The sequence below is a fragment of the Kribbella sp. NBC_01505 genome, from assembly GCF_045040285.1.
GTDB lineage: Bacteria > Actinomycetota > Actinomycetes > Propionibacteriales > Kribbellaceae > Kribbella.
In genome coordinates, this window is record NZ_CP109425.1 from 2,756,206 (window position 1) to 2,772,282 (window position 16,077).

The 16,077-nt window shown below is 68.4% G+C and carries 13 protein-coding genes; 10 read left to right on the forward strand and 3 right to left on the reverse strand.

Annotated features, from left to right (window positions below; all coding sequences use genetic code 11):
* Positions 1–116: 116 nt before the first annotated feature.
* Positions 117–734 carry a hypothetical protein gene (locus OG474_RS12950; protein WP_405062508.1) on the reverse strand — a complete coding sequence of 206 codons (618 nt, stop codon included), beginning with the start codon at positions 732–734 and terminating at the stop codon, positions 117–119.
* Positions 727–2,649 carry an acyl-CoA dehydrogenase gene (locus OG474_RS12955; RefSeq protein ID WP_405062509.1) on the reverse strand — a complete coding sequence of 641 codons (1,923 nt, stop codon included), beginning with the start codon at positions 2,647–2,649 and terminating at the stop codon, positions 727–729. The genes OG474_RS12950 and OG474_RS12955 overlap by 8 nt, the downstream gene beginning before the upstream one ends.
* A 108-nt stretch (positions 2,650–2,757) precedes the next feature.
* On the opposite strand from OG474_RS12955, the gene OG474_RS12960 reads away from it, so the two are divergent.
* The 9 genes from OG474_RS12960 (at position 2,758) to OG474_RS13000 (ending at position 14,634) form a co-directional block, all read left to right on the forward strand.
* On the forward strand, positions 2,758–3,153 hold the full coding sequence (locus tag OG474_RS12960) for a molybdopterin-binding protein (protein ID WP_405062510.1): 396 nt from the start codon (positions 2,758–2,760) through the stop codon (positions 3,151–3,153).
* Positions 3,153–3,938, forward strand: a complete 786-nt coding sequence (gene modA / locus OG474_RS12965; RefSeq protein WP_405062511.1) for a molybdate ABC transporter substrate-binding protein — start codon at positions 3,153–3,155, stop codon at positions 3,936–3,938. Before OG474_RS12960 ends, modA begins: the two co-directional genes overlap by 1 nt.
* A gap of 38 nt (positions 3,939–3,976) precedes the next feature.
* Positions 3,977–4,741, forward strand: a complete 765-nt coding sequence (modB, locus tag OG474_RS12970; RefSeq protein WP_405062512.1) for a molybdate ABC transporter permease subunit — start codon at positions 3,977–3,979, stop codon at positions 4,739–4,741.
* Positions 4,738–5,799, forward strand: a complete 1,062-nt coding sequence (locus OG474_RS12975; RefSeq protein WP_405062513.1) for an ABC transporter ATP-binding protein — start codon at positions 4,738–4,740, stop codon at positions 5,797–5,799. Before modB ends, OG474_RS12975 begins: the two co-directional genes overlap by 4 nt.
* A 562-nt stretch (positions 5,800–6,361) precedes the next feature.
* Positions 6,362–8,986: a class III lanthionine synthetase LanKC gene (gene lanKC, locus OG474_RS12980; RefSeq protein ID WP_405062514.1), complete on the forward strand. Its 2,625-nt coding sequence runs from the start codon at positions 6,362–6,364 to the stop codon at positions 8,984–8,986.
* A 4-nt stretch (positions 8,987–8,990) separates the two neighbouring features.
* Positions 8,991–9,125 carry a SapB/AmfS family lanthipeptide gene (locus OG474_RS12985; protein ID WP_405062515.1) on the forward strand — a complete coding sequence of 45 codons (135 nt, stop codon included), beginning with the start codon at positions 8,991–8,993 and terminating at the stop codon, positions 9,123–9,125.
* A gap of 106 nt (positions 9,126–9,231) precedes the next feature.
* Complete coding sequence (locus tag OG474_RS12990) at positions 9,232–11,169, forward strand: prolyl oligopeptidase family protein (RefSeq protein ID WP_405062516.1); 1,938 nt, start codon at positions 9,232–9,234, stop codon at positions 11,167–11,169.
* A complete protein-coding gene (locus OG474_RS12995; protein ID WP_405062517.1) occupies positions 11,166–12,821 on the forward strand; it encodes an ABC transporter ATP-binding protein in 1,656 nt (551 codons plus the stop codon). Before OG474_RS12990 ends, OG474_RS12995 begins: the two co-directional genes overlap by 4 nt.
* A gap of 64 nt (positions 12,822–12,885) precedes the next feature.
* Entirely contained in the window at positions 12,886–14,634 is a 1,749-nt protein-coding gene (locus OG474_RS13000; RefSeq protein WP_405062518.1) for an ABC transporter ATP-binding protein, read from the forward strand.
* Here OG474_RS13000 and OG474_RS13005 read toward each other — a convergent pair.
* Positions 14,613–15,212, reverse strand: a complete 600-nt coding sequence (locus OG474_RS13005; RefSeq protein ID WP_405062519.1) for a response regulator transcription factor — start codon at positions 15,210–15,212, stop codon at positions 14,613–14,615. The two genes, OG474_RS13000 and OG474_RS13005, sit on opposite strands and share 22 nt — an antisense overlap.
* Positions 15,213–15,312: 100 nt before the next feature.
* Between OG474_RS13005 and OG474_RS13010 the strand changes: the two genes are divergently transcribed.
* Positions 15,313–15,849, forward strand: a complete 537-nt coding sequence (locus tag OG474_RS13010) for a DUF5946 family protein (protein ID WP_405062520.1) — start codon at positions 15,313–15,315, stop codon at positions 15,847–15,849.
* The last annotated feature ends 228 nt before the right edge of the window (positions 15,850–16,077 follow it).

Genomic DNA, 16,077 nt, shown 5'->3' on the forward strand with positions numbered 1-16,077 from the left:
CATTTGCATTGCCTTTGAACAAGGCAACGCTGAGTATTATTTCAACTACTCTCCGTCGACATGTTGCCTTCCGCAACAACAAGCCGCGGCCCGGGGCCTGAGTACAGCGCGGTGGCTCAGTACGGGTAGGTGTCGTCGCGGCGGGTCGGGTCGAGGTCCCACAGGGAGAACTCGACGACCTTGTGCGACTCCTCGCCGCCGGCCGGGGTGAGGCCGGCCTGGTCGTAGTCCTTGGAGCCGAGCCCGTCGAGGTAGCAGAGCAGCTCGAAGGCCGACTGCGCGTCCTCGATGTCGTCGACGATCTCGTCGTTCTGCGCCTCGGGCGCGCGGCTGCGGACGTAGCGGACGAACGCCTCGGGATCCGTCACCACGAAGTCGTAGCGGGCCTGGTAGCTGAGCCGGACACCGTCCTCCGGCAGCAGCACCTCCTCGAGCTCGTCCAGGTCGTCGCCCGCGACGATCTCCCGGTAGTCCTCGGGGTCGTCGAAGTCGTCCGGCCCGAGCGGGAGCTCGTCCAGCTCGTCGGGGTCGTAGGAGTCGATCCCGAGGAAGATGTCACCCCAGCCGCGCTCGTTGACCGCGTCGGCCAGCACTCTGGCCTGGACGCGCACGTTCTCGATCGCTGTCGTGGCCCGCAGATCGTGCAGGTCGAGGGCGTCGGCCTGCTCCAGCAGCACCCGGGCGAGTTCGCGGGCGGCCTCGGCTGCCGACGCGGGTTCGATCGACTCACTCATGCTGTGACGGTACAACCATCGGCACCTCGACCGCCGCGCCCGGTACGCCGAACGCCTCCACGAGCTCGACCGCGACCGGCCGGACGACCCCGCACAGCTCGTTCACCAAGGCGGTGATCGCCTTCGAACGGGCCGGTGACAACCGTCCGTGCTCGAGATACCACGCGCGCTCGGACTCGATGACCGAGAGCGCGTGCAGGTCGTAGACGTCCTTCAGCACGCCCCGGATCTCCTCGGGCGCACCCACGACCGCCGCCTGGAACGCCTCCAGCACGACCCGGTCCACATGGGCCCGGCCGGCCGCGATGACGTGGTCCTGGCAACGGTTGAACACGTCGAAGGCCCCGTCGCCGGCGTCGATCCCCGCCTTCAGCCGCCGCGCGACCCCGGCAAGCATGTGCTGCTCACGGAATCGCAGCAGCCCGGAGTGGTACGCGTCGTCACGCAGCCCGGCATCCGGGTCGGCCGTGTCGTTCCGATTCGGTACGACGTCGCGCAGCCGATCGATGAGCGGTCGCAGCGCGGTCTTCTCGACCGCGATCTCGACGGCCTGAGCCGCGATGAACCGAGCCGTCCCGAGCGGATCGAGCTTCCCGAACGACTCGCGGTAGTCGGTCAGCAGCCCCTTCGCCACCAACTGGAGCAGGACGGTGTTGTCCCCCTCGAAGGTGGTGAACACATCGGTGTCCGCCTTCAGGGTGGCCAACCGGTTCTCCGCGAGGTAGCCCGCGCCGCCGCATGCCTCGCGGCACATCTGGATCGTCTCGGTCGCATGCCACGTCCCGAGCGCCTTCGTCCCGGCCGCCTGCGCCTCCAGGGCCCGGCGGTCGTGCTCACTGCTGCCGTCGCCGAACACCCGGACGAACTCGTCGACCAGCTCACCCTGCGCGAAGTGCAGCGCATACGTCCGCGCGAGCAGCGGCAAGAGCCGGCGCTGATGCATGCGGTAGTCCAGCAGCAGCGTCTCCTCTTCACTCCCCGGGGCGCCGAACTGCCGCCGCTGGGCGGCATACCGGATCGCGATCTCGAGGGCGACCTTGCTCGCCGTGATCGCCGCGCCCCCGACCGACACCCGGCCCTGGACCAGCGTGCCGAGCATCGTGAAGAACCGGCGGTCCGGATTCTCGATCTCACTGTGATAGTTGCCAGCGGCATCGACCTGGGCATAGCGATCGAGCAGCGCCTCCCGCGGCACCCGGACCTGGTCGAAGACGATCCGGCCGTTGTCGACACCGTTCAGCCCCAGCTTCGGGCCGCAGTCGGACAGCGTGACCCCCGGCAGCGCCGTACCGGCTTCGTCGCGGATCGGCACCAGCAGGCAGTGCACGCCGTGGATCTCGCCGCCGACCACGAGCTGGGCGAACACGGCCGCCATCCGCCCGTGCCGGGCCGCGTTGCCGATGTAGTCCTTGCGAGCCGACGCGGACGGGGTGTGGATGACGAACTCCCCGGTCGCGGCGTCGTACGTCGCCGTCGTGCCGAGGGCCTGGACGTTGGAGCCGTGCCCGGTCTCGGTCATCGCGAAGCAGCCGAGCAGGCGGCCGCCGATCGCGTCCGCGAGATAGGCCTCGTGGTGCCGCTCGGTGCCGAGATGCAGGATCGCGCCCGCGAACAGACCGAACTGCACCCCGGCCTTCACCATCAGCGACAGGTCCCCGAACGCGAGCGTCTCGAACCCGGCGATGTACCCACCGAGGTCGCCCTCGCCGCCGTACTCCTTCGGGAAGCCCCGCGCCGGATGCCCCTCGGCGGTGATCGCCTGCATCATCTGCAGCACGGTGTCGCGATACTCGTCGCGCGGCTGCCGCACGGCGAACTCGAACAGCTCGGTGTTCGCCGCCAGGCCGGCGCGCACCACGTCGCGGGCCGCCTTGTGCGGCCCGTCCAGATAGTCCCGCATCCCCGATGTCCTCATACCAACAACATATGCGGATTCGCGGCGACTTTCTGTGACCAATTACGGCTTGTGGACAACTCGGACAGACCGGCAGCCAGGCGCAGTTGCGGCGGTATGCTGTCTACCGTGCCGAATTTGCGGATCAGTGAGGCGGCAGCGCTCCTCGGTGTGAGCGATGACACCGTCCGGCGCTGGATCGATCAGGGGCGATTGACCTCGGTTCAGGACGGCGGCCGGATGGCCGTCGAGGGCCAGGCCTTGGCGGCGTTCGCCCAGGAGCTGGCCGAGACACCGGAGCCGGGTAACACCACCGCGGCCTCGGCACGCAACCGCATGCGCGGGATCGTCACCCGCGTCGTCAAGGACGGCGTGATGGCCCAGGTCGAGATGCAGGCAGGCCCGTTCCGCGTCGTGTCGTTGATGAGCCGCGAGGCCGCCGACGAGCTCGGCCTGGAGCCCGGCGTGGTCGCCGTCGCCTCGATCAAGTCCACGCACGTCGTCGTAGAGATCCCGGAGGCCTGATGTTCCGCCGTACCGCGTTCGCCGCGCTCACCACCGTTGCCGCCCTGACCCTGGTCAGCTGCGGCGCCGACAAGCCGGCCGCGTCACCCCCGCCCAGCTCCACTTCCAGTACGGCGGCAGTGTCCGGGACCATCACGGTCTTCGCAGCGGCATCGCTGACTGGGACGTTCACCCAGCTGGGCAAGGACTTCGAGGCCGCCAACCCCGGCACGAAGGTCGTCTTCAACTTCGCCGGCAGCTCGGCGCTGGCCACGCAGATCAACCAGGGCGCGCCAGCTGACGTGTTCGCGTCCGCAGCGCCGAAGAACATGGACCAGGTGACCGACAAGGGCACTCCGACCACGTTCGTGACGAACACGCTGGAGATCGCCGTACCGAAGGGCAACCCGGGCAAGATCGCCGGGCTGAAGGACTTCACCGACAAGAACAAGAAGATCGCGCTGTGCGCCACGCAGGTGCCGTGCGGTGCGGCGGCGGACAAGGTGTTCAAGGCAGTCGGCCTGACACCGCAGCCGGACAGCCTGGAGCAGGACGTGAAGGCCGCACTGACCAAGGTCAGCCTGGGTGAGGTGGACGCGGCGCTGGTCTACAAGACCGACGTGCTGGCTGCCAAGGACAAGGTGGACGGAATCGAGTTCCCTGAGGCCGGCAAGGCGATCAACGAATACCCGATCGCGACGCTGAGCAAGGCACCGAACGCGGGCGGCGCCAAGGCGTTCGTCGACTACATCCTGTCCGACAAGGGCAAGACTGTCCTCTCGGCCGCAGGTTTCGACGCACCGTGAGTCGTCGCAGCAGGAGCACGAGCGGGCGGCTGCCCCTCGTGCTCTTGCTGCCTGCGTTGATCGGTCTGGCCTTTCTGCTGATCCCACTGATCGGATTGCTCGCTCGAGCACCCTGGTCGACGTTGCCGAGCAAACTGTTCAGTGCGGACGTGTGGACGGCGCTGCGGCTCTCACTGGTCTGTGCGACCGCCGCTACCGCGCTATGTCTGTTGCTGGGGATCCCGCTGGCTTGGTTGCTGGCCAGAGGTGAGCTTCCGGGGCGCGGGCTGATCAGAGCATTGGTGACCGTGCCGCTGGTGTTGCCACCGGTGGTCGGCGGTGTCGCATTGTTGCTGGTGCTCGGGCGGCGCGGACTGGTGGGTGAGCATCTCGATACCTGGTTCGGCTTCTCACTGCCGTTCACAACGGCCGGAGTGATCGTTGCCGAGGCCTTTGTGGCAATGCCGTTCCTGGTGATCTCGGTGGAGGGCGCACTCCGTGCTGCGGACCCACGCTATGAAGAGGCGGCCGCAACACTCGGCGCTGGCCGCTGGCTGACGTTCCGCCGGGTCACACTGCCTTCTATTGCGCCCGGTGTGGTCGCAGGCACCGTGCTCTGCTGGGCGCGCGCACTCGGTGAGTTCGGCGCGACCATCACGTTCGCCGGCAACTTCCCGGGCCGGACGACGACCATGCCGCTCGCCGTGTACCTGGCATTGGAGACCGATCCGGACGTGGCCGTCGTACTGAGTCTCGTGCTGTTGCTGGTGTCCGTCGTCGTGCTGGCGTCGCTACGCGAGCGCTGGATCAGTGGGCTGCGATGACCCTGTACGCCGACCTGCGGGTGAGCCGTGGTCCGTTCGACCTGGATGTGGATCTCACGATCGCCCCCGGTGAAGTCGTTGCGCTGCTGGGGCCGAATGGCGCTGGCAAGAGCACTGCACTACGCGCGATCGCCGGTCTGCTCCCGTTGGGAGCCGGACGCATCGCTCTGGGCGACGAGACCTGGGACGAACCGCCCGGCACCTTCCGTCCGCCCGAGCGGCGACCGATCGGTGTGGTCTTCCAGGACTACCTGCTCTTCAACCACCTGACCTGCTTGGAGAACGTAGCCTTCGGCCTGCGAGCTCGTGGCATCGACAAGCACGAAGCCCGCACCGAAGCAGCCCGCTGGCTCGAGACCGTAGGTCTCACTTCCTACGCCCGCACCCGCCCGCGCGCACTGTCCGGCGGCCAAGCTCAGCGAGTCGCTCTGGTTCGCGCACTGGCCACCAGCCCCGACGTACTGCTCCTGGACGAACCACTAGCCGCCCTGGACGCCAGCACCACCCTGCACGTCCGCGCCGAACTGGGCCAGCATCTCGACCGCTTCCCCGGCCGCACTCTGCTGGTCACCCACGACCCCCTGGACGCCATGGTGCTGGCCGACCGCCTGGTCATCATCGAGAACGGCCGCATCGTCCAGTCCGGCACCCCCACCGACATAGCCCGCCACCCCCGCACCGACTACGTAGCCCAGCTAGTAGGCCTCAACCTCTACCGAGGCACTGCCAACGGCACCACAGTCACCCTCCCCACCGGCGGCACCATCACCCTCGCCGAACCGGCCCAAGGCCCAGTCCACGTAGCCTTCCCGCCCACCGCTGTCAGCCTCTACCGCACACCCCCCAACGGCAGCCCGCGCAACACCTGGCCCGCCACCGTCGTCGCCCTGGAACAACACGCCCACACAGTCCGCCTCACCCTCGACGCCACTCCCCTAGGCCCGGCCACCCTGCTGGCCGACATCACCCCCGCCGCCCTGGCCGACCTCCAGCCAGCCCCCGGCCACCCGCTGCACGCCACCCTCAAGGCCACCGAAGTAACCACCTACCCGGTGTAATCCCCGTCCCGCACGCGGCCGGTCCGCGCGTGGGCCGAGGTGGGTCAGCCGCCGACAGCTTTCGGGGGTGGGCAGATCGCGCGGGGGTTTGAACAAGTAATGACCTGTGGCGGGCCACCGGTTCCTGTTCCAGCCCCCGGTTGGTGGCTCGGCCGGTAGGGCAACTGCTAGCGCAGTTGGCGAGCGGCTGCCGGGCAGTCCGGTTCGACGCCGAACTGCATGTGTTTGCCCCTGGCACCGGTCTGCCCAGGCACCGCTGGTGGTCGTCGCCGGCCGACACTCCTCAGCAGGACAACTGGAACTGAGGCCTGACACCAACGTATGAATCCGGGCCGACGAGGCATCCAGAGCGAAGTTACGCCTCGTGATGTCACTGCCACGAATTGACATCTTGTAACAGCCGATTCCACGCTCAGAACGCGCGAACAGGTAACAAAGAGTGTTTACTTACCCACTCGTAGTATGTGGATTCTTCACATCAGAGTGATGACATCGTGCACTACGCCGACCCCTCTCCAGCCGCCCAAGATGGCGGAGCACCACGAGAGGGGGTTGATCAGTTATGCGTAGCGGAGCGCAAGAGAGTTACGAGTTCTACTGCTTGTCGGATCGGACGTTCTACGACACACCCACCCATCGTTCGGGGCGGCGGGGCGGGGAAGGTATCCAAAGCAGTGTGGAACATCCGGACTTCGAGCCGGCCACTCGGGCGGTGCCCGAGGGATGGCAGCACGTCGCCGGCGACACCTGGATGCACTACGCACCCGAGGGTCTGCGGTTGCCGCAGCAGGGCTGGAAGATCCACGTCTCGGCGCGGCTCGACGATGTGATCCGGACGCTCGAGGCCGTGTGGGAGTACTGCGTACCCCGCGGCATCGCGTTCAAGTTCCTCCGCAACGAAGCCGTGCTGGTGATGGCGAACTCGAAGGCCGCACCGCGCGGAGCCAGCGGCAAGCTGGTCACGATCTACCCGACCGACGAGGCGCAGCTGGAGCTGGTCCTCAAGGAGCTCGACGACGTCCTCGACGGCGTCCAGGGCCCGTACATCCTGAGCGACCTGCGCTACGGCACCGGCGCGCTCTTCGTCCGGTACGGCGCTTTCGTCAGCCGCTTCTGTCTGTCGCCGAGCGGCGAGCGTGTGCTTGCCCTCGAGAACGACCACGGACAGCTGGTTCCGGATCATCGCGGCCCGACGTTCAGCCTGCCGCCCTGGGTGGCACTGCCGGACTTCCTGCAGCCGCACCTCGAGGCCCGCAACGCGGTCTCCACCAACGAGCTCGCCTACACGATCGAAAGCGTCATCCAGTTCTCCAACGGCGGCGGCGTGTATCTCGGCCACCACAAGGAGTCCGGTGACCGCGTCGTACTGAAGGAAGGCCGTCCCTACGCGGGTCTCGACATCGCGGGCCGGGACGCAGTCACCCGGATCGCCCACGAGTACGAGATCCTGCAGCGCCTCGAAGGCCTGGACGTCGTACCGAAGACCTACGAGCAGCTCGAGCTCGGCGAGCACCACTTCATGATCCAGGAGCACATCGACTCGGTGTCCCTGCAACGTGAGCTGGTGATGCGCTATCCGCTCAGCCGGCCGGATGCGACCGAGGCCGACCGGGCGGAGTTCGCCGAGTGGGCGACGCGTGCGGTCGAGCAGGTCGCCGCGGCGGTTGCTCAGCTGCACGAGCGCGGCGTCGTGTTCTGCGACCTGCACCCGGACAACGTGCTGATCGACGCCGACGGCCGGATGGTGCTGATCGACTTCGAGGTGGCGACACTCGCCGCGGACGAGGCTCGCTCCACCCTTGCCCACCCCGGCTACGCCGCACCGCCGGACCGCCAGGGTGTCGAGGTGGACCGCTACGCACTGGCCTGTATCGAGCTCGGTGTCTACGCGCCGCAGACGACGATCCTGCTGAATCTCCATCGCGGCAAGGCTTTCCAGCTCGCCGAGATGATCACCGAGACCTTCCCGGTGCCGAGGGCAACGATCGACGCCGCGGTCCGGACCGTCGTCGGCCCCGAGGTCACCGGCGATCCGGAGATGGCCGAGCTCGCACTACCCGGCAAGGCCGAGTGGACCGACGTCCGCGCCGCGCTGACCAAGGCGATCGTGGCCTCGGCAACGCCCGAGCGCACCGACCGGCTGTTCCCCGGCGACATCGCGCAGTTCCGTAGCGGTGGCGGGATCGACCTCGCGAGTGGTGCCGCCGGAGTCCTCTACGCGTTGGCCAAGACCGGCGCCGGCCGCTTCGAGCACTACGAGGAGTGGCTGCGCGAGCGGAGTCTGTCCACGGAGGCCGGCCCAGGTCTGTACGACGGTCTGCACGGAGTGGCTCACGTCTTCGACGAGCTCGGTCATCGCCAGCACGCGCTGGATCTGGTCGAGCGCACACTCGCCGACGACTGGAGCACTCGCGAGCTCGGGCTGCACTCGGGCCTGGCCGGGATCGGCCTCAACCTCTTGCACTTCGACACCGAGCCCGCCCTGCGTGCCAAGGCGGTCCGGGTTCTCGATCTGGTGGCAGACCGGCTCGGCGACGTGGGCGACGTACCGGAGATCAGCGGCGGGCAGTATCCGCACGCCGGGTTGATGTACGGCTCCTCCGGACCGGCGCTGCTCTTCATCGCCGCGTTCGAGCAGCTGGGCGACACCGGTCTGCTCGACCTGGCCGAGATCGCGATCCGGCAGGACCTGCGGCGTTGCTCGGCCTCACCCGAGGGCGACATGCTCCAGGTCAACCAGGGCTGGCGCACCTTGCCGTACCTCGAAGAAGGTTCGGCCGGGATCGCCCTCGCCCTCGCGCGCTACCTGAAGCATCGCCCGTCCGACGAGCTGACCGCGGTCCTCGCGCGGCTCGAGCGGGTGGCGCACTGCTCCTTCTACGTCCAGCCCGGCCTGTTCATGGGTCGCGCCGGTCTGCTTCTCACCGCAGCCTCACTCGGTGCGCAGCAGACAACGGTCGACGACCTCGTGTACGGACTCGGCTGGCACGCGATGCCCTACGCAGGTGGGCTCGCGTTCCCCGGTCACCAGCTCCTTCGCCTGTCGATGGATCTGGCCACCGGATCGGCCGGCGTCCTGCTGGCCCTGGGATCGGCACTGCACTCGGTGCCCACATCCCTCCCGTTCCTCGGACCTCCCCAGTGGTCCGAGTTCCCATCCCTACAACAAGAATCGAAGGAGGTGTAAACACATGGCACTTCTCGACCTTCAGGGCCTCGAAACCCCGGGTTACGGCGGTGGTCACCACGGTGGTGGCTCGACGCTGACGGTGCTGGGCTGCTCCTCGCAGCGCCCGAGCAACCTGAGCCTTCTGCTCTGCCACTGATCGGATCCTGGTTAACAGGTTCCGGAGGCCCTGGGTGGGCGGCATACCCACCCAGGGCCGAACCTGTCTCCAGCCCGGTCCGCACCATCCGACGGAAGGAGCACCGTTGTCCGATTCCGTGCAGTCCTATCCATGCGCCGAGCGGCTACCGCTCGTGGAGCAGGTGCACGGCCACACCATCGCGGATCCCTACCGCTGGCTGGAGGACGCAGAGTCCTCCGAGACCAAGCGCTGGCTCGCGGCCCAGGAAGAGCTCTGGCTGAACCATGCGGCCACTCTGTCCGGCCGGTTCCAGTTCCGTAACCGGGTGAAGGCCCTTTCGAACGTCGGCACTGTCTCTACCCCGTCGTGGCACGGCGGGCGCTGTTTCACGCTCCGCCGCGACCCCGGTCAGCAGCACCCGGTCCTGTACGACGGCCGGCGCGCGATCCTCGACCCGATGGCGCTCGACCCGTCCGGGCTCACCACCCTGGACGCCTGGCAGCCCTCGCCCGACGGATCCCTGGTCGCCTTCCAGATCTCCCGTGGCGGCACCGAAGAGTCCGTCCTGCACCTCCTCGACGTCGACACCGGTGAACTCGTCGGCGACCCGATCGACGGTTGCCGCTACTCCCCGGTCGCCTGGCTTCCGGACGGCAGGTCCTTCTACTACGTGCGTTTCCGGCAGGTGCGCCGCCGCCACCTGGACGTTCCCGACGACACCGTCGTGCTGTCGAGCGAAGCGTCGTACGGGCTGGAGTTGAGCGCCGACGGCCGCTGGCTGACCATCTCCGCGGCTCGTGGTGGAGCGAACGACCTGTGGCTGCAGGATCTCGAGAGCGCGCAATCACCGCGCCCGATCCAGCAGGGCATCGACGCGCTGACTGTGATGTCGGTCGGCCCCGACGGCCGCCTGTACGTCGTCACTACGAAGGACGCACCGACCGGCCGGATCTGCGTCGGCGATCCGCACAATCCGCTGATCTGGCAGGACCTCGTCACCCCGGAGGCCCCACTCACCGGCCTGGCCATCCTGGACGACGCGCTCCTGCTCGCGAGCCCGACCGGGATCGCTGTCCACAACCTCGAGACCGGCGCGCACGTCAGCGATGTCGTGCTCCCCGGTGCCGGTTCGGTCGGCTCACTGACCACGCTTCCCGATGGCGGACCCCAAGCCTGGTTCAGCTACACGGACAGCGTCACTCCGTCGGCCGTCTACTGCTACGACCACACAACCGGTCAGGCGACGCTCTGGTCGCCGGCGCCGGGCGTGGCCGCGAGGGCCGTGTCGCAGCAGCTCGTCGCGACCAGTCCCGACGGCACCAAGGTCCCCCTGCTGGTGATCGCCAGGCGCGGCGACCACGGCCCCCGACCAGCCCTCCTCTACGGGTACGGCGGATTCGGGCAGCTCCTCACTCCGACGTACTCGGCGTTCGCGCTCGCCTGGGTCGAGGCCGGTGGCATCTTCGTCACCGCGACCACCCGCGGCGGCGCGGAAGCCCACCAGGCGGGGACCCTGGATCGCAAGCAGAAGGTCTTCGACGACTTCATCGCGGCGGCCGAGCACCTCATCTCCACCGGCTGGACGACAGCCGAGCAGCTCTCGCTGTGCGGTGAATCCAACGGCGGCTTGCTGGTCGCGGCCGCACTGACTCAACGGCCAGAGCTGTTCACCGCCGCGGTCTGCTCGGCACCTCTGACAGACATGCTGCGCTATGAGCTGTCCGGTCTGGGTGAGCGCTGGGCCCCGGAGTTCGGGTCCGCCAAGGACGCACAGCAGTTCGAGAACCTCTTGTCCTACTCGCCGTACCACCGGGTCGGCGAAGGCGTGAAGTATCCCGCCGTGCTGTTCACAGTGTTCGGCAACGACACCCGCGTCGACCCACTGCACTCCCGCAAGCTCTGCGCAGCCCTGCAACACGCGACCGCCAGTGAGGGACCAGTCCTGTTGCGACTGGATCCGGATGCCGGTCATGCGAGTGGTTCCGCGAGTCAGGGCATCGGCCTGGCCGCGGACATGCTCGCGTTCCTGGCTGCTCGCACCGGGCTGAGAGTGTCGTCGTGATCACCTTCGGGTCGGTCGCGAAACGTGGCCGAGGGTGGCTGCCGCTGATCGGGCTGAACGCATTGATCGGCAGCGCGGTGACCTTGGCCCTGCCGACGATCCTCGGCCGCTCGGTGGATTCGATCGTCGCCGGGACCGGCTACACCCGCTGGCTGATCGCCGCCGCGGCAGCGATCGGGCTCGGCATCGTGGCGAGCCTGATCGACGCCTTCGCCGGCGCTGCCTGTGTCGCCGAAACCACTGCCTGGCTGCGGCATCGCCTGGTCCACCAGGTCGTTCGCGGCGGCCCGGAGGGCAGCCGCGGCTTCGAGACCGGCGACCTGGTCACCAGAGTCTCGGCCAACGCGACCGATGCCGCCCAGGCCGGCCCCGCCGCGGTCACCGCGATCGCAGCGATCGCCCCGCCGGTTGGCAGCCTGGTGTTGCTCGCCCTGATCGACCCCTGGCTCGCAGCCGCGTTCTTCGGCGGTGTGGTGCTGGTGATCCTGGTGCTGCTCGCGTTCGCGAAGCGGACCGCGGATGTCAGCCTGGCCTACCAGGAGACGCAGGGCCGGATCGCCGCCCGGCTCTCCGAGTCGCTGACCGGCATCCGCACCATCGCCGCAGCCGGTACGACGGGCCGCGAGGAGCAACGCATTCTCGGCCTGCTGCCCGAGCTGCACCAACAAGGTGTCGTCACCTGGCGCATCCTGGCTCGCTCCGGAGCACAGGCCGCGGTTGTCGGCCCGCTCGTACTGGTTGCCGTGCTTGCGGTCGGTGGCGTCCAGTTGGTCGCCGGGCAGATCACTGCCGGTGAGCTCTTCGCCGCCTCGCAGTACGCCGTTCTCGGCGCCGGTCTCGGCACGCTAACCGGCGTGATCGGTGAGATCGCCCGCGCAAAGGCGGGCGTTCAGCGGAGCGCCGAGGTAGATGCGATCACCACGGTGCCGCACGGTTCGCTGGAGCTGCCTGCCGCCGGTGCGGGGCACCTCACCTTCGACCACGTCAGTGTCGTCGCGGATGGCAACGTCCTGCTGAACGATGTGAACCTCGAGCTCCCCGGTGGGATGACGGTTGCGGTCGTCGGGCCGAGCGGCGCCGGGAAGTCGGTGCTGGCCGCGGTCGCGGCTCGATTGCGCGATCCGTCGACTGGTCATGTCTCGCTGGACGGCGTGCCGCTGCAGGCAGTGAGTCGGCATGCGTTGCGCCGTGCGGTCGGCTGCGCGTTCGAGCGGCCGCAGCTGGTCGGCCGGACGATCGGTGAATCGATCGCACCCGATGCGATCAACCCGGTCCGGACACTGGCCGCGGCCCGCGCCACGCACGCCCACGACTTCGTCAGCCGACTCCCCAACGGGTACTTCACTTCGTTGCGCAGGGCCCCTATGTCGGGTGGCGAGCGGCAGCGACTCGGGCTGGCCCGCGCCTGGCCGGCCAACCGGTTGCTGGTGCTGGACGATGCCACCTCGAGTCTCGACACCGCCACCGAGCGGCAGATCGGCCGGACCCTCACCGAGGACCGCCAGCTCCGGACCCGCCTGATCGTCACACACCGCCCCGCCACCGCCGCCCGGGCAGACCTCGTGGTCTGGCTCGACCGCGGCCAGGTCCGTGCAGTCGCCCCGCACGCCGACCTGTGGAGCAACACGTCGTACCGGGAGGTCTTCGGGTGATCCTTCCTGCTCTTCACAACCGGCCTCATCGCGCACCGCGATGGGGCCGAAAGGCGTGGAGGGCATGAAGCGCGAGCTGCGGTACGGCGTTCAGTCGTTGCGGAAGCGGGCGACGGTCAAGCTGGTCGCGTGGTCGGTGCCGGAGATTCTTCCGACTGCGATCTACGGGGTCGCGGTCGCGCGGGCAACTGACAACTTCCTGGCCGGCCACGTCTGGCAGGGCATCGCCTGGCTCGGCGGACTGGTCGCGACTGCAGGCCTCGGCGCCGCGGGTGCACGGCAGGTCTACCGGCGCCTCGGCGACTTGGTCGAGCCGGTCCGGGACGACCTGGTACGGCGAGTTGTGGCCGGCGCATTGCGGACCGGCGACGACAGCGCGGTGGCACGGCTGAATCGGCAGGTCGAGATCGTCCGGGACACGTTCGCCGGGCTGGTCCTGGTGATGAGGAGCTTCGCAGTCACCCTGTTCGGCGTGCTGGCCGGCCTGTTGTCACTGGCGCCGATCGTGGCCGCCTTCGTCGTGCCGCCGTTCTTGGCCGGCTTCGCGTTGTCCATCGCGGTGCTGGGGATGGCGTCCCACCGGGTGCGGGCCTCGCTGCAGGCCGACGAGGACTTGGCCGCCTCAGCCGGGATGGTGTTCAGCGGGGTGCGCGACATCACCGCGACCGGCACCGAGGAGTACGCCGAGTTCCTGGTCGGCGAGCCGATCGAGGCGCACGCGTCGGCGGAGCGGGCGCTGGCCAAGGTGTCGGCGCTGCGCACTCTCTGTTTCGCGGTCGGTGGCTGGCTGCCGCTGCTGATCCTGCTCGCGGCCGGCCCCTGGCTGGTCGGGCGCGGTGTAAGCACCGGAACGCTGCTCGGCGGTCTCACCTATGTGCTGATCGGACTGCAACCGGCGCTCGGGCAGGTGATGGGTGCGCTCGGCGACAGCGGCCTGCGGTTCGTGATCACGCTCGGTCGGATCCTCGACGCCGGCCACCCGGACGAGCCGGTCCGACCGATCGATGTGACGCACGGGCACCAGGTGCAGACCGACCACCTGACCTTCGCGTATGGGCCGGCGGCCGAGCCCGTGCTGGACAACCTGGAGCTGACGATCCCGGAAGGCGATCACCTGGCGGTGGTCGGTCCGAGCGGGATCGGGAAGTCGACCTTGGCCGCGTTGATCTGCGGGATGCTGACACCGACCGGGGGCCAGTTGCTGCTCGGCGGCGTACCACCGACCGAGCTGACCACCGAGCGGCTGGCGCAGACGCGCGTGCTGATCCCGCAAGAGGCCTATGTCTTCAGTGGGACGGTCGCTGAGAACCTGACCTATCTATTACCCGATGCGACGACCGACGAGCTGAGCTCAGCCATCGACACGATCGGCGCGAGCACGTTGATCGAGCGGATCGGCGGTCTCGACGCAGTCGTGAAGCCCGCCGACCTCTCCGCCGGTGAGCGGCAACTACTCGCGCTGGTGCGGGCCTACCTTTCTCCGGCGCCACTCGTCGTACTGGATGAGGCGACCTGCTTCCTCGATCCGGAGGCCGAGCGGCAGGCCGAGGAGGCGTTCGCCCGGCGCGGCGGGACGCTGGTGGTGATCGCGCACCGGATCAGCTCAGCGCTGCGAGCCCGCCGCATCCTCGTCCTGGACGGGAACAAGGCCGCCCTCGGCACCCACCATGCCTTGATGCGCAGCTCCAGCCTGTACCGCGATCTGCACGGCAACTGGGACCCGATCGTGAGCGAGCTCCAGCGCAACCGTCCCGAGCCCACTCGCGTCCAGCCCCGGCAGATCCAGCCAGGTCAGATCCAGCCGGCGTCTTGAGCCTTCCGAATCGCCTCGATGCGGCTACGGGAGCCGGTCTTCGCCAAAATGCGCGACAGATAGTTGCGCACCGTCCCGGCACTCAAACTCAGCGTGCGCGCGACCTCCTGCGCCGTCGCGCCCGTGGTGACCTGCCGCAGCACCTCGCACTCGCGATCGGTGAGCGGATTGTCACCCGCCTTGAGCGCCGCCACCGCGAGCCGCACGTCGACGACCGGCAGCCCCTTCGCCACGTCGCGCACCGCCTGGACCAGCTGGTCCGTGGTCGAGTCGGTCGCGATCAGCCCGATCCGCGGCGCCTGCTTGACCAGCGCGAGGCTGGTCGCGGCGATCGCCTCGTGGTCGATCAGCACCAGCACCCCGCGGCCGGTGAGCTTGCGGCACAGCTCCTCGATCCGGATCCGGCCGGGCAGCTGTGGGTCGAGCAGCACGACATGCGGCCGCCGGCCGGCCACCTGGAGGACGTCCTCCGAGCGATCCAGCTCGGCCACGACCTCCATGTCCGTCTCACTTGCCAGCACCGCGGCCAATGCGCCTCGCACCATCGTGCCGCGGTGGCCGAGAGCTACTCGGATCACCGCATGCCCCCATCACGTCCGTCGCCTCATCTGGCGGCCACCACCCCACGACGGCCAAAATCCAGCTGCCGGACGGCGGTGCCCGTGTTTCCATCAACGAGTGAACTCCGGAGATGACACGCGCGAATCCACCCGCTGCCCCGGCTGCCGGGTGGAGCTGCCGGTGCAGCCGTGGCCGGACAACCCGAAGATCCATGCCTCCGCGGCCTGCCTGAAGGCTGCCGGCGACCTGCTCGTCTTCGAGATCGAGCACCGGGAGCAGCTCGGCTACCTGCACCAGTTGCGGATGGATGCCTACCACGCGCAGCACGTGCAGGCCGGAGCCCCGAGGATCGGTCCGGTCTTCGCGTTGAACGGTCTCTACATGTTCCTGGAACGCGGTTCCGGCAACGTCGACGTCCGCACCGCGCACGGCATCATGGCGAACTCGTTCGACGACTGGCCCGAGCTCACCGCGCCCGAGTCCGCCGGGCAGCTGACGGCATCCGACGTACTGGCCGCGGGTGGTCCCGACGAGGTCGAGAAAGCGATGTTGACCTGGGCTGCCCAGGTCTGGGACGCCTGGCCGGACAGTGATCGTGCGCTGGTCCGGAAACTCACGATCGACCTTGTTCCGGCGCGGTATTTACACCGCTGACTTCACTCGTGAAACCGATCGGTTTACCCTCGGTGATTACAGTCGGAAACCGTTCTGTTGTTGGGTTTTCGGTACGTCAAGGGACAGAAAAAATCGGGGCAGATTCCGATCTGGCCTTGCGTTCGCGGCGATGGTCACACAGGATGACTCACATCGCGTCGTGACCTGGACGTGATCATCCGGACTCCCTTTCGTTACCTGTCCGGGTGCCCCCTCCCCTGCCTGGGG

Coding starts and splice junctions, on each gene's coding strand:
- OG474_RS12950 (WP_405062508.1), bottom strand. CDS start 734: ATGAGTGAGTCGATCGAACCCGCGTCGGCAGCCGAGGCCGCCCGCGAA.
- OG474_RS12955 (WP_405062509.1), bottom strand. CDS start 2,649: ATGAGGACATCGGGGATGCGGGACTATCTGGACGGGCCGCACAAGGCG.
- modA (WP_405062511.1), top strand. CDS start 3,153: ATGTTCCGCCGTACCGCGTTCGCCGCGCTCACCACCGTTGCCGCCCTG.
- OG474_RS12975 (WP_405062513.1), top strand. CDS start 4,738: ATGACCCTGTACGCCGACCTGCGGGTGAGCCGTGGTCCGTTCGACCTG.
- lanKC (WP_405062514.1), top strand. CDS start 6,362: ATGCGTAGCGGAGCGCAAGAGAGTTACGAGTTCTACTGCTTGTCGGAT.
- OG474_RS12985 (WP_405062515.1), top strand. CDS start 8,991: ATGGCACTTCTCGACCTTCAGGGCCTCGAAACCCCGGGTTACGGCGGT.
- OG474_RS13000 (WP_405062518.1), top strand. CDS start 12,886: ATGAAGCGCGAGCTGCGGTACGGCGTTCAGTCGTTGCGGAAGCGGGCG.